The 15,950-nt window shown below is 64.4% G+C and carries 19 protein-coding genes; 2 read left to right on the top strand and 17 right to left on the bottom strand.

The genetic code is table 11. The features are described 5' to 3' along the window. Nucleotides 1-5 precede the first annotated feature (5 nt). From glyS to A3Q7_RS0117305, 8 genes are all read right to left on the bottom strand, one after another. Nucleotides 6-2,111, bottom strand: a complete 2,106-nt coding sequence (glyS, locus tag A3Q7_RS0117340; protein ID WP_018413182.1) for a glycine--tRNA ligase subunit beta — start codon at nucleotides 2,109-2,111, stop codon at nucleotides 6-8. A 55-nt stretch (nucleotides 2,112-2,166) separates the two neighbouring features. Beyond that, on the bottom strand, nucleotides 2,167-3,117 hold the full coding sequence (glyQ, locus tag A3Q7_RS0117335; protein ID WP_018413181.1) for a glycine--tRNA ligase subunit alpha: 951 nt from the start codon (nucleotides 3,115-3,117) through the stop codon (nucleotides 2,167-2,169). Nucleotides 3,118-3,155: 38 nt separating this feature from the next. Then, nucleotides 3,156-4,616, bottom strand: a complete 1,461-nt coding sequence (gene lnt / locus A3Q7_RS0117330) for an apolipoprotein N-acyltransferase (RefSeq protein ID WP_018413180.1) — start codon at nucleotides 4,614-4,616, stop codon at nucleotides 3,156-3,158. Beyond that, nucleotides 4,613-5,470 carry an HlyC/CorC family transporter gene (locus tag A3Q7_RS0117325; RefSeq protein ID WP_026224975.1) on the bottom strand — a complete coding sequence of 286 codons (858 nt, stop codon included), beginning with the start codon at nucleotides 5,468-5,470 and terminating at the stop codon, nucleotides 4,613-4,615. Before A3Q7_RS0117325 ends, lnt begins: the two co-directional genes overlap by 4 nt. Nucleotides 5,471-5,578: 108 nt before the next feature. Further along, on the bottom strand, nucleotides 5,579-6,052 hold the full coding sequence (gene ybeY / locus A3Q7_RS0117320) for an rRNA maturation RNase YbeY (RefSeq protein WP_018413178.1): 474 nt from the start codon (nucleotides 6,050-6,052) through the stop codon (nucleotides 5,579-5,581). Nucleotide 6,053: 1 nt separating this feature from the next. Further along, nucleotides 6,054-7,040 (bottom strand): PhoH family protein, encoded by a 987-nt coding sequence (locus A3Q7_RS0117315; RefSeq protein ID WP_018413177.1) that lies wholly within the window; start codon nucleotides 7,038-7,040, stop codon nucleotides 6,054-6,056. Then, a complete protein-coding gene (gene miaB / locus A3Q7_RS0117310) occupies nucleotides 7,037-8,386 on the bottom strand; it encodes a tRNA (N6-isopentenyl adenosine(37)-C2)-methylthiotransferase MiaB (RefSeq protein WP_018413176.1) in 1,350 nt (449 codons plus the stop codon). The genes A3Q7_RS0117315 and miaB overlap by 4 nt, the downstream gene beginning before the upstream one ends. A 13-nt stretch (nucleotides 8,387-8,399) precedes the next feature. Beyond that, a complete protein-coding gene (locus A3Q7_RS0117305) occupies nucleotides 8,400-8,714 on the bottom strand; it encodes a hypothetical protein (protein WP_018413175.1) in 315 nt (104 codons plus the stop codon). A 164-nt stretch (nucleotides 8,715-8,878) separates the two neighbouring features. Here A3Q7_RS0117305 and rpoH point away from each other — a divergent pair, with 164 nt between their 5' ends. Then, nucleotides 8,879-9,766: an RNA polymerase sigma factor RpoH gene (gene rpoH, locus A3Q7_RS0117300; protein WP_018413174.1), complete on the top strand. Its 888-nt coding sequence runs from the start codon at nucleotides 8,879-8,881 to the stop codon at nucleotides 9,764-9,766. A 75-nt stretch (nucleotides 9,767-9,841) separates the two neighbouring features. Here the strand turns inward: rpoH and A3Q7_RS0117295 are convergent, their stop codons facing one another. The 5 genes from A3Q7_RS0117295 to A3Q7_RS0117275 are packed head-to-tail and all read right to left on the bottom strand — an operon-like array spanning nucleotide 9,842 to nucleotide 13,604. Next, nucleotides 9,842-10,438, bottom strand: coding sequence for an SCO family protein (locus tag A3Q7_RS0117295; RefSeq protein ID WP_018413173.1), 597 nt, complete (start codon nucleotides 10,436-10,438; stop codon nucleotides 9,842-9,844). Beyond that, complete coding sequence (gene cyoE / locus A3Q7_RS0117290) at nucleotides 10,435-11,334, bottom strand: heme o synthase (RefSeq protein ID WP_018413172.1); 900 nt, start codon at nucleotides 11,332-11,334, stop codon at nucleotides 10,435-10,437. The genes A3Q7_RS0117295 and cyoE overlap by 4 nt, the downstream gene beginning before the upstream one ends. Then, nucleotides 11,315-12,331, bottom strand: a complete 1,017-nt coding sequence (locus A3Q7_RS0117285; RefSeq protein ID WP_018413171.1) for a COX15/CtaA family protein — start codon at nucleotides 12,329-12,331, stop codon at nucleotides 11,315-11,317. Before A3Q7_RS0117285 ends, cyoE begins: the two co-directional genes overlap by 20 nt. Then, complete coding sequence (locus A3Q7_RS0117280) at nucleotides 12,331-12,888, bottom strand: SCO family protein (RefSeq protein ID WP_018413170.1); 558 nt, start codon at nucleotides 12,886-12,888, stop codon at nucleotides 12,331-12,333. The genes A3Q7_RS0117285 and A3Q7_RS0117280 overlap by 1 nt, the downstream gene beginning before the upstream one ends. After that, entirely contained in the window at nucleotides 12,885-13,604 is a 720-nt protein-coding gene (locus A3Q7_RS0117275; protein ID WP_018413169.1) for an SURF1 family protein, read from the bottom strand. Before A3Q7_RS0117275 ends, A3Q7_RS0117280 begins: the two co-directional genes overlap by 4 nt. 167 nt (nucleotides 13,605-13,771) lie before the next feature. On the opposite strand from A3Q7_RS0117275, the gene A3Q7_RS0117270 reads away from it, so the two are divergent. Further along, nucleotides 13,772-13,966: a twin transmembrane helix small protein gene (locus A3Q7_RS0117270; RefSeq protein ID WP_018413168.1), complete on the top strand. Its 195-nt coding sequence runs from the start codon at nucleotides 13,772-13,774 to the stop codon at nucleotides 13,964-13,966. A gap of 204 nt (nucleotides 13,967-14,170) precedes the next feature. On the opposite strand, the gene A3Q7_RS0117265 is transcribed toward A3Q7_RS0117270, so the two are convergent. The 4 genes from A3Q7_RS0117265 to A3Q7_RS21215 are packed head-to-tail and all read right to left on the bottom strand — an operon-like array spanning nucleotide 14,171 to nucleotide 15,945. Beyond that, nucleotides 14,171-15,037: a cytochrome c oxidase subunit 3 gene (locus tag A3Q7_RS0117265; RefSeq protein ID WP_018413167.1), complete on the bottom strand. Its 867-nt coding sequence runs from the start codon at nucleotides 15,035-15,037 to the stop codon at nucleotides 14,171-14,173. 25 nt (nucleotides 15,038-15,062) lie between these two features. Continuing rightward, entirely contained in the window at nucleotides 15,063-15,260 is a 198-nt protein-coding gene (locus A3Q7_RS0117260) for a DUF2970 domain-containing protein (RefSeq protein ID WP_018413166.1), read from the bottom strand. Next, nucleotides 15,257-15,838 (bottom strand): cytochrome c oxidase assembly protein, encoded by a 582-nt coding sequence (locus A3Q7_RS0117255; RefSeq protein ID WP_018413165.1) that lies wholly within the window; start codon nucleotides 15,836-15,838, stop codon nucleotides 15,257-15,259. The genes A3Q7_RS0117260 and A3Q7_RS0117255 overlap by 4 nt, the downstream gene beginning before the upstream one ends. Then, a complete protein-coding gene (locus A3Q7_RS21215) occupies nucleotides 15,835-15,945 on the bottom strand; it encodes a cytochrome oxidase small assembly protein (RefSeq protein ID WP_018413164.1) in 111 nt (36 codons plus the stop codon). Before A3Q7_RS21215 ends, A3Q7_RS0117255 begins: the two co-directional genes overlap by 4 nt. Between the last annotated feature and the right edge of the window lie 5 nt (nucleotides 15,946-15,950).

Raw genomic sequence — 15,950 nt, 5'->3', positions numbered from 1 at the left:
CGCTGTCAGTCCTTCAGTTCCAGCCGCGAAATGTCGGCCACCGCATTCATCGCGGCGGCGAGCGACGCCAGCAGCGCAAGCCGGTTTGCCCGCACGGCGGCATCATCGGCATTCACCATCACCTTGTCGAAGAAGTGGTCTACCGGCGCACGCAAGCCGGCCAGCGCAGACAGAGCTCCGGCATAGCGACCCGCGGCCAGATCCGCATCGAGAGCCGGCCGGATGGCGAGCAGCGCCGCATGCAGCTCGCGCTCGGCCGCTTCGGCAAACAGCGCGGCCTCCACCTGGCTACCCACCGCGTCGGCCTTCTTCAGGATATTCACGATGCGCTTGTTCGCGGCCGCCAGCGACTGTGCCTCGGGCAGCGACGAGAACGCGACCACGGCGGCAAGCTTGGCGGGCACCAGGTCGACGCGGGTCGGTCTGTGCGCCAGTACCGCATCGATCGCGCGCGCATCGTGCTGCGCGTCGCGCAGCAGGTTGCGCAGCCGCTCGAACATGAAGTCCAGCAACTGCATCTCGAAACCAGCGGCGTCTCCCTCACCGACCTGGCCGGCACGGAAGCCGCCACGCGCCGCGGCGATCAGTTCCGCGACATCGAGCGGCAGCGGCGTCTCCATCAGGATGCGCAGCACACCCAGCGCGGCGCGGCGCAGTGCGAATGGATCCTTGTCACCGGTCGGGATCTGGCCGATGCCGAAGAAACCGGCCAGCGCGTCGATCTTGTCGGCCAGCGACACAGCGCAGGCGACCGGACCTTGCGGCAGCGCGTCACCGGCGAAACGCGGGCGGTAGTGCTGGTCTATCGCCTGCGCCACCCCCTCCGCCTCACCATCGTGCATCGCGTAATAGCGGCCCATCTGTCCCTGCAGTTCCGGGAACTCGCCCACCATATCGGTCATCAGGTCGGCCTTGGCCAGCATGCCGGCGCGCGCAGCCTGCATCACGTCGGCATCGAGGCGCGCGGCGATATCGGTGGCCAGACGCTGGATGCGCATGACACGATCGAACTGGCTGCCCAGGCGGTTGTGATAGACCACAGATTCCATCTTCGGAACGCGCGCGGCGAGCGGCGTCTTCTTGTCCTGCTCGAAGAAGAAGCGCGCATCGGACAGGCGCGCACGCACCACGCGCTCATTGCCCGCCACGATGTTGTGCGGGTCCTCCACCTGCATGTTGGACACGACAAGGAAGCGGTTCAGCAGGCGGCCGTCCGCATCGAGCAGAGGGAAGTACTTCTGGTTGGCCTTCATCGTCAGGATGAGGCACTCCTGCGGCACGGCAAGGAATTCCGGCTCGAACTGCGCGACATACACATTCGGGTTCTCGACCAGCGCGGTCACCTCGTCGATCAGCGCGGCGTCATCGACATGGCGCACGCCTTCGCCCAGCGCGCGGCAGGCCTGATCGAGTCGCTGCACGATGAGGGCGCGCCGCGCGTCGAAGGACGCCATCACGGCGCCGCGCTCGTACAGCACGCGCGCGTAGTCGTCCGCGCTCGCCAGCGTCACATCGCCCTCGCCCATGAAACGGTGGCCGCGCGTGCTGCGGCCGGACGCGTGGCCGAAAGCCTGGCCCGGCACGATGCGCTCGCCATGCAGCATGACCAGGCCATGCACCGGGCGCACGAACTGGAAATCGCAGTCGGCCCAGCGCATGAGCTTCGGGATCGGCAGCTTCTTCAGCGCGTCGAGCACGATGCCGGCCAGCACATCGTCCAGCGCGGCACCCGGCACCGTCATCGCGTAGAACAGCGTTTCGCTCTTGCCATCCATGCGGCGGGTGAACTGCGGCAGCGCTTCGACCGGAATGCCCTTGGCCTGCAGCTTCTTCAACAGCGCCGGCGTCGGCCGGCCTTCGGCGTCGAGCGCCACTGCAACCGGCATCAGCTTTTCATCGGCCATCGCATCCGGCGCGCGGTCGACCACGTCCTGCACGGTGAGCGCGAGACGGCGCGGACTGGCATAGCGATCCGTGCGCGCATCGGCGGCCACCAGCTTGCGCTCGACCAGCGATTTGAACACCGCGTCGGCAAACACCTCGCCCAGGCGCGACAAGGCCTTGGGTGGCAACTCTTCGGTCAGCAGTTCGACCAGCAATGTGGCTTGCATAGCTTTTCCAGACCGGCCGCTTGCGCGACCGAAAGACATTCGGGCAAAAAATGGATCAGGCTGCGCGCAGCGCTTCGATCCGCAGGCATTCCTCTTCGCCGAGCAGCGCACGCAGGCGCGGATCGCCGAGGTCCGCCATCGGAAAGCCGCGCGCCTCGCGCGAAGCGTGGTAGGCCTGAGCCACCAGGCGTGCCAGCGCGCGGACGCGACCGATGTAGGCGGCGCGCTCGGTAACCGAAATGGCGCCACGCGCATCCAGCAGGTTGAAGCTGTGCGACGCCTTCATCACCATTTCATAGCCCGGCAGAGGCAGCCCGGCCGCTATCAGGCGCTTCGCTTCCGATTCGTAATCGCCGAACTGGCGGAACAGCCAGTCGACATTGGAATGTTCGAAGTTGTAGGTCGACTGCTCGACCTCGTTCTGGTGATACACGTCGCCATAGCTGATGCCGGGCGCCCACACCAGGTCATACACGTTCTCGACGCCCTGCAGATACATCGCCAGCCGCTCCGCACCGTAGGTGATTTCGCCGAGCACCGGCTTGCACGGGATGGAACCCACTTCCTGGAAGTAGGTGAACTGCGTCACTTCCATGCCATCCAGCCACACTTCCCAGCCCAGGCCCCAGGCACCCAGCGTGGGCGATTCCCAGTCGTCCTCGACGAAACGGATGTCGTGCCGGGTCGGGTCAAGACCGAGTGCACGGAGACTATCTATGTACAGCTCCTGGATATTGGGCGGCGACGGCTTGAGCGCGACCTGGAACTGGTAATAGTGCTGCAGCCGGTTCGGGTTCTCGCCATAGCGGCCATCCTTCGGACGGCGCGAAGGCTGGACATAGGCGGCACGCCAGGGCTCGGGTCCGATGGCGCGCAGGAAGGTGGCGGTATGGAAGGTACCGGCGCCGACCTCGATGTCGTACGGTTGCAGCAGCGCGCAGTTCTGTTCGCCCCAGAATCGGGACAGACGCAGCAGCACTTCCTGGAATGTGGGTGCAGCGGACATGGAGCCTGACCGTGAAGGAAAGGCGCGATTTTACCGGCTCAGTTCCTTTTGCGCTGCACCGCGGCAGCGATGACAACGAGCAGCGCGAGCAGCAGCACCGGCGCATTGCCCCAGCGCATGAAGGGTGTGCGGCCGGTATGGCCCTGCACGCTCACGCGCAGCGCCGCCCGCATGAACGGTGGCAGCACTGCGCTCACGCGGCCGTCCGGCTGGATTGCCGCCGTCATGCCGGTATTGGTGGCGCGCAGCATCGGACGCCCCAGTTCCAGCGCGCGCATCTGCGCGATCTGAAGGTGTTGCGGCTGGGCCCAGGATTCACCGAACCACGCGGTATTGGACACGTTCACGAGCAATGTGGCATCGCGTGCGGCGGCGATCAGTTCCTCACCGAACACGTCCTCGTAACAGATGTTCACCGCCACCCGTTCGCCCGCCAGTTCGAGCGGTGGCTGCACCGCGGCACCGCGCCCGAAGTCGGACATCGGAATGGACAGTATCTGCAGCGTCCATGCGAACAGCGGTGGCGTGAATTCGCCGAAGGGCACCAGATGCGCCTTGCTGTAGCGCTTGCCATCGTCGCCGACGGCCAGCGCGCTGTTGAAGTAGCGCGGCCGGCCATCCACCTCACCCACCGTCACCGCGCCCATCAGCACATCGCGACCGGTCGCGCGCAGGGCCGCGAGCCAGCCGGCGTCGATCTCATGATAGGGCAGCGGAATCGCGGTTTCCGGCAGCACCACGAGATCGGCAGGCCAGGCCCGTGCCAGCTCGAGATAGGCACTCATGGAATCCGGCAGACGCTCCGGCGCCCATTTCATGCTCTGTTCGATATTCCCCTGCAGCAGGCTCACCGTAAGCGCGCGTCCGCTCGCCTCGGTCCAGCCCACTCGGGACAGCAGCACTCCCGTCAGCAGCAGCGCGCCAGCCCACAGCATGGCAGAGCGCGCGGCGATGCGTCTTTGCAGCGCGACCACGAGCAATCCCGCCATCGCGGCGGCGGCGAAACCCGCCCCATGCACACCGAATACCGGCACATATCCGGCGAGCGGGCTGGGAGGCGTGTGCGCATAGCCACTCGCCAGCCATGGAAAACCGGTGAACACGGTGCCGCGCAACCATTCGCCGCCCACCCACAGCGCCGCGAACAGCCAGGGCGACAGCAGGGCCGACGGACGCAGCATCCGCTGCGCCGCGCACACCGCGGCCGGAAACAGGGCCAGGTAGGCGCAGAACAGCACGGTGGCAAGCAGCGACAGCGGCAGCGGCATGCCGCCGAACTGACTGAGGCTCACATTGACCCAGGACACGCCGGCGAGGAAACCGCCCAGCCCGAAGGCGAAACCGATGAGCGCGGCGGACCGGGGCGTCTGCGCCTCAAGCAGCCACAGCAGCGCCGCCAGCGCCAGCAGAGGCAGCACGAACAAGCCGAAGGGCGCAAATCCGCCGACAGCCAGCGCGCCGGCAACAAGTGCCAGCACTGCACGGACGGACCGCCTCATTCGTGAGAGGCGGAAATGGCGGGCGTCGGAAGACGGTCGACCATCAGCGTGTGAACACGCCGGCTGTCTGCGCGCAACACGGTGAAGCGCAATGCATCGATCTGCACCACCTCTCCACGCTTGGGCAGGCGGCCGAGCTGATGGATCACCAGACCGCCCACCGTGTCGAAGGCGTCATCGTCAAACCCGGTACCGAACACCTCGTTGAAGGCCTCGATTTCGGTTCCCGCCTTGACTCGATAGCGACCGGCCTGATCCACACGTATGTTGTCGGCCGATTCGTCGAAGTCGTACTCGTCCTCGATGTCACCGACGATCTGCTCAAGCACGTCTTCGATGGTGACCAGTCCGGCCACACCACCGTATTCATCGACCACGATCGCCATGTGGTTGCGGCTGGCGCGGAATTCACGCAACAGCACGTTCAGGCGCTTCGATTCGGGAATGAAGATGGCCGGGCGCAGCATGTCGCGCAGGCTGTCGTCGCCGCCCGACATGAGCCGCAGCAGATCCTTGGCCAGCAGTACGCCGATCACGTCGTCACGGTTCTCGCCGATGACCGGGAAGCGCGAATGCGCGGTACGCAACGCGATGTCGACAATCCTGTCCAGCGGATCGTCGATGTCGATCACGTCCATCTGTGCGCGCGGAATCATGACTTCGCGCACCGGCATGTCGGATACCTGCAATGCGCCCTCAATGATGGAGAGGGCATCGGCATCCAGCAGATTGCGTTCGAATGCGGAGTGCAGCAGCACCAGCAATTGCTCTCGATCTTCCGGCTCGCGCATCAGCAGATGCGACAGCCGCTCGAGAAAGCCCGGGCGCTGCGAAGTTGAGGAACTACTGTCCATGCGGGACAACGGTAACGAACACCGGCCCAGTGTAACCCGGCCAGCGTGTCGTTTTCGAGTCGGTCATCCGTAATTTCCCTGATGACCCGTCGCCACGGCCCTCTGCATTCACCCGCCGGCGGGACTGCACGAGCGATCCGCAGCATAGGGATCGGCAATGCCGAGACCACCGAGGATATGCCTTTCCTCGTCCTCCATCGCATCGGCGTCCTGGTCGGACGTTTCGTGATCCCAGCCCTGCAGGTGCAAGGTACCGTGCACGATGAGATGGGCGGCGTGATCGGCAAGAGCCTTTCCCTGCTCAGCGGCCTCGCGCTCGAGCACCGGCTGGCACACCACGAGGTCGCCCGCGAGGTGCTCCCCCTGTTGGTACGGGAAGGACAGCACATTGGTCGCGTAGTCGCGGCCACGGTACTCAAGATTGAGCGCGCGCCCTTCCTCCGCATCGACGAAGCGCACCGTAACGTCGGCACGCCCGATCACATCCGGATCGAGTGCCGCGCGCACCCAGCGTTTCACATCCTCGCGCGGCGGACAGGCGTCGCGGGCGGTTGCGTACTGCACCGACAGATTGAGCCGCATGTCAGCCGCGCGGCCCCTTGCGCATGGCCTCCTCCGCCTCGCGCTGCGCTTCGAAACGCTCGTATGCGGACACGATGCGTGCCACCAGAGGATGGCGCACCACGTCCTCGGCCAGGAACTCGGTCACTGCAATGCCGCGCACATCGGCCAGCACCTTGCGCGCCTCCGCCAGACCGCTCTTGTGACCACGCGGCAGATCGATCTGCGTGAGATCACCGGTAATGACGGCTTTCGAACCGATGCCCATGCGGGTCAGGAACATCTTCATCTGTTCCGGCGTGGTGTTCTGCGCTTCGTCCAGGATGATGAAGGCGTTGTTCAGCGTACGGCCACGCATATAGGCCAGCGGCGCGATCTCGATCACCTGCCGCTCGAAGGCGCGTGCCACGCGTTCGAATCCCATGAGGTCGTACAGCGCGTCATACAGAGGCCGCAGATAAGGATCGACCTTCTGTGCCAGATCGCCCGGCAGGAAACCGAGCCGCTCACCCGCCTCGACCGCCGGTCGGGTGAGCACGATGCGCGCCACCGTTTCCCGCTCCAGCGCGTCGACCGCGCTGGCCACCGCCAGATAGGTCTTGCCGGTACCGGCCGGACCGATGCCGAAAGTGATGTCGTGCTCCTGGATCTGTTTCAGGTACTGGGTTTGCCGCGGCGTACGGCCATGCAGATTGGCACGACGCGTGTGCAGTACCGGCGCCGCAGCGTCCTCCGACGCCTGGCGGTTCGACAGTTCCACCAGACCGAGCTGTATCGCATCGACGCTCAGGTGTTCATCCGCCACGCTGTAGAAGTGGCGCAGCGCCAGCGCCGCGCGCTGCGACTGACCCGGTTCGCCACTCACCCGGAAATGTTCGCCGCGACGGGCAATCGCCACGTCGTACGCGGTCTCCAGCTGGCGCAGGTTCTCGTCGAGCACGCCGCACAGATTCGCCAGCCGGGTATTGTCCAGCGGCTCCAGCACCAGTTCGAGCGGCCGCGTCTTCAAGCGCTGACCGCCTCGCGCGTGACCACCTCGCCGCGCAGGCTGTGCGGCAGCGCGCCGGTGATGCGGACGTTGATGAATTGACCGATCAGACGGGCCGGGCCGGGGAAATTGACCACGCGATTGTTGTCGGTTCGGCCCGCCAGTTCGCTGGCGTCCTTGCGCGCAGCGCCTTCCACGAGAATGCGCTGCACACTGCCCACCATCGAACGGCTCACTGCCTGCGCCTGTTCGTCGATGCGCTTCTGCAGACGCGCCAGGCGCGCCAGCTTCACGTCCTGCGGTGTGTCATCGACCATGTCGGCTGCCGGCGTCCCGGGTCGCGCACTATAGACGAAGCTGAAACTGCCGTCGAAGCCCACATCGTCGATCAGCTTCATGGTCTTGTCGAAATCCTCCTCGGTCTCGCCCGGAAAGCCGACGATGAAATCCGACGTGAGCGACAGCTCGGGCCGCGCCGCGCGCAGCTTGCGCACCACCGCCTTGTATTCGAGCGCGGTGTAACCGCGCTTCATCGCCGCCAGCACGCGATCCGATCCGGACTGCACCGGCAGGTGCAACTGCGACACCAGCTTGGGCAGCCGGGCGTAGGCATCGAACAGGCGCTGCGTCATTTCGCGCGGATGGGAGGTGGTGTAGCGGATGCGCTCGATGCCGGGCAGATCGTGCACGCACTCGAGCAGGAAGGCGAAATCGCCGACCGCATCGGAATCGCGCGAGATCGGCGCACGCCAGGCATTCACGTTCTGGCCCAGCAGCGTGACCTCCTTGACGCCCTGGCCAGTGAGCATGGCAATCTCGGTCAGGATGTCCTCGAGCGGACGCGATACCTCCTCACCGCGGGTGTAGGGCACGACGCAGAAGGTGCAGTACTTGGAGCAGCCTTCCATGATGGATACGAAGGCGGTCGCCCCCTCGACCCGCGCCGGCGGCAGATGATCGAATTTCTCGATTTCCGGAAAACTGATATCGACCTGGGGGCGACCGCTCTCGCGCCGCCGGGATATCAGGTCGGGCAGCCGGTGCAGCGTCTGCGGACCGAACACCAGGTCGACATAGGGCGCACGCTCGACGATGGCCGCACCCTCCTGACTGGCGACGCAGCCGCCGACACCGATGATGAGGTTCGGGTTTTCGCGTTTCAGGTGCTTCACCCGTCCGAGATCGTGGAACACCTTCTCCTGCGCCTTTTCGCGCACAGAACAGGTGTTGAACAGGATGACGTCGGCCTCTTCCGGCCGGTCCGTCTTCTGCAGGCCCTCCGTGGCCCCCAGCACGTCGGCCATCTTGTCCGAATCGTACTCGTTCATCTGGCAGCCGAAGGTCTTGATGTAAATCTTGCGTGTCATGGGAAAACGGGCTTCATTGTTTGGGCGCCGCCTGCTCGGCTTCTTCCTCGGTCAGGACCCACACGCGGAACAGATCGCCATGGGCGTCCAGCTTGTAGCGCACGACCTGTTCGCTGACCATCATCATGGGCAGCACGATGCGGTTGTCGGTGGATCGTATCTGCAAACCGGGTGCCAGCTTGAACGTGTATTTGCCCACTTCGGCGTAACCGTCGGCCGGTGGCTTCATGGTCGCCTTGATCGCGTCCCCGGGAATGGTCCGCAACTGGGCGCTGGCCAGCGCCGGCAGGCACATCAGCAACATGGACAGGCGGCAGATCGGGCGCATCGGCTCGTTTCGTGGGGGCTTGCCCGATTTTACCGTGCGCAAGAGCCGGAACCCAAACCCCGTGGACAGGTTGGCATTACAACTTGCAACGCAATGAACCCACAGGACCATTAGCACTCAAACCCGCAGAGTGCTAATCTTGCCCCTCAAGGGAGGAATGAATCATGACCCATGCTCTGATGGTTCCCAATCTGCCGGCGCCGGGTGCGCTGGGCAATATCGACAGCTACATCCAGGCCGCCAACCGCGTTCCGCTGCTCAGCGAAGAGCAGGAACAGTCGCTGGCACGCCGTTTCCGCGATGAACAGGACCTCGAAGCCGCGCGTTCTCTGGTGATGTCCCACCTGCGCCTGGTGATTGCGATCGCGCGTGGCTACCTGGGTTACGGCCTGCCGCACGCGGATCTGATCCAGGAAGGCAATATCGGCCTGATGAAGGCGGTGAAGCGCTTCGATCCGGACCGGGGCGTGCGCCTGGTGTCCTTTGCCATCCACTGGATCAAGGCGGAAATCCACGAATACATCCTGCGCAACTGGCGTCTGGTCAAGGTGGCCACCACCAAGGCACAGCGCAAGCTGTTCTTCAATCTGCGCAGCCTCAAGCAGAGCAGCGGCACGCTGAATCCGGCCGAGGTGCAGGAAGTTGCACGCACCCTGGGCGTGAAGCCGGAAGAAGTGGTCGAGATGGAAACCCGTCTGACCGGTCAGGACGTCGCACTGGAAGGCAGCAACGAGGACGAGGAGCGCGACAGCGCACGTCTCGCCCCCATTCACTGGCTGGCGGACACGGCCGCCGAACCGCTCGAGGTGATGGAGGCGAAGCAGACCAGCCGTCTGCAGGAAGAAGGTCTGCACGATGCGCTGGCCCAGCTCGATGATCGCAGTCGCGCCATCGTGCAGCGTCGCTGGCTGGTGCAGGACGGCGAAGCCGCCACCCTGCATGAACTGGCGGCCGAATATGGCGTGTCGGCCGAGCGCATACGCCAGATCGAAGCCAAGGCGATGCAGAAGATGAAGGCATCGATGCAGAAGATGCTGGGCATGGCGGCCTGAGCTGACGCCGGACAACAAAAAAGCGACCTCCGGGTCGCTTTTTTGTTGCCGCTCCCACCTGATCCGGCCCCTGGATCACCCCTGCGCCAGCAGCGCCTTCAGGTCGTCGGCGATGTGCTGAGGCGTTTCGCCGTGGCGTATGAACAGCCGCAGGCGGCCCTGCGCATCATGCACAAAGGTACCCGCCGAGTGGTCCAGCGTATAGCTGTCCGGAGTCGTGCCCTCGACCTTCTGGAAGAACACCTTGTAGTCCTTGGCCACCGCCGCAGTGGTCGCGGCATCGCCGCGCAGGCCGACGAAGGACGGATCGAAGCGCGGAACATAGTCGGCAAGCAGCGTCGTCGTGTCGCGCGCCGGATCGAGCGTGACGAACAGCACCTGCACGCGTTCAGCATCCGGGCCCAGCAGGGTCATCGCCTGATGCATGGTGGCGAGACTGGTCGGACAGACATCCGGGCAATGCGTGAAGCCGAAGAACAGGGTGACCACCTTGCCGCGGTAATCGGCCAGCGTGCGCGGCGCGCCGGTGTGATCGGTCAGCGCGAAGCCCTTTCCGTAGTCGGCGCCGGTGACATCGACGCCATGGAAGGTCGGACCGCCCTGGCTGCAGCCGGACAGGAGGACGAGGGCAGCACCGGCAGACAGGGCGGCAAGGATGGAACGTCGCTTCATGAAGGCAGGTAGTGATCGATCAGCAGGGCCGCAAACAGCAGCGAAAGATGCCACAGCGAGAAGCGGAAGGTACGGCGTGCGAGCGCATCCGAATAATGATGCATGAGCCGCCAGCCGTAAGTGACGAAGGTACCCGACAGCAGCACGGCGGACAGCAGATAGAACGGGCCGCTCATGCGTGACGCGAACGGCAGCAGGGTGACCGCGAACAGGATGAGCGTGTACAGGAATACCTGCAGCCGCGTGTACTCGGAGCCGTGCGTGACCGGCAGCATGGGCAGGCCGGCGCGGGCGTATTCCTGGGTGCGGTACAGGGCCAGCGCCCAGAAGTGCGGCGGCGTCCATGCGAAGATGATGAGGAAAAGCAGCAGCGCATCCGACGACACCTCGCCGGTCACTGCCGCCCAGCCGAGTACCGGCGGCATCGCGCCGGATGCGCCGCCGATCACGATGTTCTGTGGTGTCGCGGGCTTCAGGAACACGGTGTAGATGACGGCATAGCCGATGAAGGTCGCCAGGGTGAGCCACATGGTCAGCGGATTCACCCAGTGGTAGAGCAGCGACAGGCCGGCCCCGCCGACCACGCCCGACAGGAGCAGCGTCTCCAGCGAATTCACTTCGCCACGCGGCAGCGGACGCGCGCGGGTGCGCGCCATCAGCGCATCGATCTTCTGTTCCACCAGACAGTTCACCGCGGCGGCAGCGCCCGCCACCAGCGCGATGCCGAGAGTGGCCGCGCACACGACCGCCATGTCCGGCAGGCCGGAAGGAATCGCGAGGAACATGCCGATGACCGCACAGAACACGATCAAGGACACGACCCGCGGCTTGGTCAGCTGCAGGTAATTCGAGAACTTGAGCGAAAGTGGATGAACGTCAAGCCGCAGTGCTTTCATGGAACACTCCTGCCAGTCGTGGCTGCGCTGATGTGCGTGCCTTGTAGTTGATCAATACCATCATGACGACGAGGGCAGCGGCGCCCCCATTGTGAGCCGCCGCCAGCGGCAACGGCAGGCTCAGCAATACATTGGCGGCACCCAGCGCGATCTGCGTGCCCAGCAACAGGAGCAGCATGCCGCCGGCGCCCGCCTGACCGGCACGGATCAGCGCGACCGCGAAGGATCCGAGCACGAGGAGCGTGATCACGGCGCCGACGCGATGCATCCAGTGGATGGCAGTCAGCGCCGTCATGTCCAGCGTGTCGCCTTCCGGGCTCATGCCCAGTTCGCGCACGACATGAAAACCGTTGCGGACATCCATGTCCGGCACCCATTCGCCGTGACAGGTCGGCAGATCGGTACAGGCGAGTGCCGCGTAATTGGTACTGACCCAGCCGCCCAGGGTCACCTGCATGCCCAGCACCAGGAAAGCGGCCGCGGCCGCCAGCTTCAGACCCGGGCTGACCGCCTGTCGCCACGGACGCTGAGTCCGCGCGTAGAGCCATACGAGCAGGGACAGCACGGTCAGACCGCCGAGCAGGTGACCGGTCACGATGGCCGGCTTCAGCAGCATGGTGACCGTCCATTTGCCGAACAGGGCCTGCACGACGAGCACTCCGACCAACAGCGTGGCGAGCAGCGGCGAGCTTCCGCGCTCCTGCCGGTGGCGCCACGCCAGCACCGCGATACCGACGATGCACAGGCCGACGACGCCGGCGAAATAGCGGTGGATCATTTCCTTCCACGCCTTGGCAAAGGTGACCGGACCGTGAGGGTTGGCTTCCTGCGCCGCCGATATGTGTTCGGACGCGTGGATGACCGAAACCTGGCCGTAGCATCCCGGCCAGTCCGGACAGCCCAGTCCGGCATCCGACAATCTCACGTAGGCACCCAGTACGATGAGGCAGAAGGTCATCGCAATGGTGGCGAGCAGCAGGCGTCGATAGGCAATCATCAGCCCAACCTCGAATATTTCATCAGGCGCTGGAAGTCCTTGATCATCTTCTTGGGATCCGGCTGCTCCGGATAGCGCATCATGACCTGGCCCAGCGGGTCAACGAGATGAATGGCCGAATGGTCATCTCGCTGCGCGTCGAACAAGGCGACGGTGGCCGATCCCGCGGCGCGGACGACGTAAGTGCCATCGATCGCGCCCAGCAGTTCGCGCCTCGGGGTGGCCGCGTCGGTCAGCAGCCACACCCGTTCGATACGCGCCTGATGCTCGCCCTGCGCCTTGCGTACCTGACGGATGAAATACAGCGCCTGTTCGCATTCCGCGTCGCACGATGCGCCTTCGGCCAGCACCAGCACCCACCGCCCCTTGACGCTCGAGAAATCGAAGGGCTGACCGTCCACCGTCGTCAACCGCTCTGCCGGGAGGGGGCGCGGATCGAGCAACTGACCATAGTTGGTCGTGCTGTCAGGCCGCCACAGGAAGTACAGCACATACGATGCAACGACGGGGAGCACGCACACCAGCGCGATGCCCCACAGCACCTTCCTTCCCTTCACGCGGAACCTCCCTTCTTCCTCATCGCGGCATACAGCCCGAACACCAGCGTGACGATGGCGAACCCATACCACTGCACGGCATACATCCAGTGCTTGTCGATGCCGAAATCGGGCTCGGCGGTATCGCGCAGCAGACCGTCGTCCGACGGGTCGCTGCGCACCACGATGAAGGGTGACAGCACCAGCCCCGACACGGCGGCCACGCGATCGACCGTCACGTTCTGCCACACGCGGCCCTGCATCGATTCTGGCGACAGTTCGACGAACCTGGGTCGGCCGTTGCCTACCCGCCCTTCGACGGTCACTTCATCGGTCGGTGTCTTCACCGGCGGCAACTCGTCGCGCCTTGTCCGCTGCGGAAGCCAGCCGCGCGAAACGAGCACGCAGCCGCTCGCTGCACACAGCGGCATGAAGATGGCGAAGCCCGGTCGCCCGGATCTGACCTGGTTGTCGGCATAGATGAGCCAGTCGCTGCGCCAGTGACCCGTGAGACTGACCCTCGAAAACTCATCCGGCATGTCGGGGGTACCGGGTGAAAGCACGCGGACCGGCGCATTCTGATTCGCCTGATAGGCATCCGACAGGGACTGCTTGTAATGGGCACGAGCGGTCTGCCAGCGCGCCGCCGACAGGGTGAGCGCGATGACGACGAGACAGGCGAGCGCGGGTAACGGTCGGATCTCGAATGAACGGCTGGCACACTCGAACTTCAACATCACATTCAGATCCGTGGGGATACACTGTCGTTGTCGAAGACAGGTCGACAGTACATGGATCTGCGCAATAACACCTGTCGCAGCGCACAACCGGACCGGTGGCGAAGCACGGTCGCGCAGAGGCGCGCCGGGTCGCACGACAAGGTCTGCAAGGAGAGGAGGAAACGATGCGTTTCGTCGTCATCGCGATGTTGCTGCTGGTCATCGGCAGCCTGGGATCGGCGCTGTTCTTCCTGTTCCGCGACACAGGAAACTCAAGCCGCATGTTGCGCTCGCTGGCGATACGCGTCGGCCTGTCGATGACGCTGTTCATGCTGCTGATGGCCGGATACCGCTTCGGCTTCATCACCGGCAAGCTCTGACCGTCGACACCGGACACCGCAGCGAACGGTGCTGCCGGACCCCGCGCAATGGCGATTGCGCATTGCGCGCAAGCGACCTGTGCGGTCCTGATGGACAGATAAAAAAAAGCGCCACACGATGTGTGGCGCTGAGCGTTTATTTTATAAGGGCTCTTATCTTCCTCGGCCCACTCTCCTCCTCGCAGATCCCGTTTTGACCCTCGATCAAATCCAGTATACGACAACGAACAGCAGCAGCCAGACCACGTCGACGAAGTGCCAGTACCACGCGACGGCCTCAAAAGCGAAGTGGTTGTCGGGCGTGAAATGCCCCGCAAAGACGCGGCACAGTATCACGATCAGCATGGTTGCACCAATAGTGACATGAAAACCGTGGAAACCGGTCAACATATAGAACACTGAACCGAAAATCCCGGTGGTGAGCTTGACATTCAGCTCCGAGTAGGCATGCATGTATTCGTACACCTGCAGAGCCAGGAACACGACACCGAGCGCAATCGTCAGGAACAGTCCCAGCTTGAGCTGCCCGCGGCGGTTGTGCAGCAATCCGTGATGCGCCCAGGTCAGCGTGACCCCCGAAGTCAGCAGCAGCAAGGTGTTGATTGCAGGGATGCCCCATGCCCCCATGGGCGTGAACGGGTCCCCGTCATAGGCCGGCCCCGCATTCGGCCAGACGGCATTTGCGTTCGGCCACAACAGCGCCTGGTTCTCAAGACTGGCGAGATCCGGCATGGCCAGCACACGGGCGTAGAACAGCGCGCCGAAGAACGCAGCGAAGAACATCACCTCGGAAAAGATGAACCAGCCCATGCTCCAGCGGAAGGACAGCCCGACGCGCTTGCTGTAGAGCCCGGCCTCGGATTCGTGCGCGACTTTGCCGAACCAGCTGAACATCATGTAGAACAGGACAAGCAGACCGGCGCCCAGCACATAGGGCCCTCCCGCCAGCTTGTTCATCGTGAGCACGGATCCCAGCGCGAACAGGAAGAGCGCGACCGAGCCCGTGATGGGATAGGTCGATGGAGCGGGTACGTAGTAATACGGGGCTTGCTGTGGCGTTTGCGAGCTCATTATCCTTTTCCTTACGGTTGGTGACTCAAGCAATCCGGATCAGAATCCTCACACCCAGAATCAAGATCGCCACGAAGGCAGCCGCGAGCAGCACCCCGGTGACGATGACCTGCAGCGGCGTCAGTGATGCGGCGGCCTCGTCGTGATCCTGCTTTCTGCGTATGCCGACGAAGGCGGACAACACCGTCACCACATTCCTGACGAAACCGGCCACCGCGCTCACCCGCCTCCTGCCGGCCGGACGGGCGTCGCAGCGGCACTCGCTCCCGGCACCTCGAAGAAGGTGTATGAGAGCGTGATGGTGCCGATATCCTTGGGCAGTGACGGCGACACCAGGAAGGCGACCGGCATGCGTCGCGTTTCCCCGGGGGCCAGCGTCTGCTGCTTGAAACAGAAACACTCGAGCTTCTGGAAGTACTGCATCGCTGCCGACGGCGTGTAGCTCGGTATGGCCTGACCGGTCACCGCGGCATCCCGGGTGTTCGTGATTTCGTACTCGATGGTCACGATCTGGCCCGGATGCACGGTGGTCGCCGGCGTCACCGGACGGAAGCTCCACGGCAGGCGATGAAGGTTGGCGTCGAATTCCACGGTGACGCTGCGCGATGCATCGACCTGGGTATTGGCCGGCAGTGCGCCCTCCTGCTTGTTCAGGTTGTTTACGTCGAGCACCTGACAGAGCTTTTCGTAGAACGGTACCAGCGCGTAACCGAAGCCGAACATGAGGCAGGCCGACACCACCAGCCGCGCGAGTGTCGAACGGTTGCGCTGCTCGGTAACGCCGACACCCGCTTCGCTCATTGTCCGGACATCCCGTAGCGCGCGACGAAGGCGACGAACACCGCGACCGCCGTGGCACCAAGCCACAGGGCGGTACGCAGGTTGCGCCGGCGCAGTTCCTCGTCCATTCGTT

Origin of the sequence: Methyloversatilis thermotolerans (assembly GCF_000372885.1) — a bacterium.
GTDB classification, from domain to species: domain Bacteria; phylum Pseudomonadota; class Gammaproteobacteria; order Burkholderiales; family Rhodocyclaceae; genus Methyloversatilis; species Methyloversatilis thermotolerans.
This window is presented reverse-complemented; position numbering and strand designations above follow the sequence as displayed.

Excerpts from the sequence above, each read along its gene's own strand:
- glyS (WP_018413182.1), bottom strand. The coding sequence starts at position 2,111 with ATGCAAGCCACATTGCTGGTCGAACTGCTGACCGAAGAGTTGCCACCC.
- glyQ (WP_018413181.1), bottom strand. The coding sequence starts at position 3,117 with ATGTCCGCTGCACCCACATTCCAGGAAGTGCTGCTGCGTCTGTCCCGA.
- lnt (WP_018413180.1), bottom strand. The coding sequence starts at position 4,616 with ATGAGGCGGTCCGTCCGTGCAGTGCTGGCACTTGTTGCCGGCGCGCTG.
- A3Q7_RS0117325 (WP_026224975.1), bottom strand. The coding sequence starts at position 5,470 with ATGGACAGTAGTTCCTCAACTTCGCAGCGCCCGGGCTTTCTCGAGCGG.
- ybeY (WP_018413178.1), bottom strand. The coding sequence starts at position 6,052 with ATGCGGCTCAATCTGTCGGTGCAGTACGCAACCGCCCGCGACGCCTGT.
- miaB (WP_018413176.1), bottom strand. The coding sequence starts at position 8,386 with ATGACACGCAAGATTTACATCAAGACCTTCGGCTGCCAGATGAACGAG.
- A3Q7_RS0117305 (WP_018413175.1), bottom strand. The coding sequence starts at position 8,714 with ATGCGCCCGATCTGCCGCCTGTCCATGTTGCTGATGTGCCTGCCGGCG.
- rpoH (WP_018413174.1), top strand. The coding sequence starts at position 8,879 with ATGACCCATGCTCTGATGGTTCCCAATCTGCCGGCGCCGGGTGCGCTG.
- A3Q7_RS0117295 (WP_018413173.1), bottom strand. The coding sequence starts at position 10,438 with ATGAAGCGACGTTCCATCCTTGCCGCCCTGTCTGCCGGTGCTGCCCTC.
- cyoE (WP_018413172.1), bottom strand. The coding sequence starts at position 11,334 with ATGAAAGCACTGCGGCTTGACGTTCATCCACTTTCGCTCAAGTTCTCG.
- A3Q7_RS0117285 (WP_018413171.1), bottom strand. The coding sequence starts at position 12,331 with ATGATTGCCTATCGACGCCTGCTGCTCGCCACCATTGCGATGACCTTC.
- A3Q7_RS0117275 (WP_018413169.1), bottom strand. The coding sequence starts at position 13,604 with ATGTTGAAGTTCGAGTGTGCCAGCCGTTCATTCGAGATCCGACCGTTA.
- A3Q7_RS0117270 (WP_018413168.1), top strand. The coding sequence starts at position 13,772 with ATGCGTTTCGTCGTCATCGCGATGTTGCTGCTGGTCATCGGCAGCCTG.
- A3Q7_RS0117265 (WP_018413167.1), bottom strand. The coding sequence starts at position 15,037 with ATGAGCTCGCAAACGCCACAGCAAGCCCCGTATTACTACGTACCCGCT.
- A3Q7_RS0117255 (WP_018413165.1), bottom strand. The coding sequence starts at position 15,838 with ATGAGCGAAGCGGGTGTCGGCGTTACCGAGCAGCGCAACCGTTCGACA.
- A3Q7_RS21215 (WP_018413164.1), bottom strand. The coding sequence starts at position 15,945 with ATGGACGAGGAACTGCGCCGGCGCAACCTGCGTACCGCCCTGTGGCTT.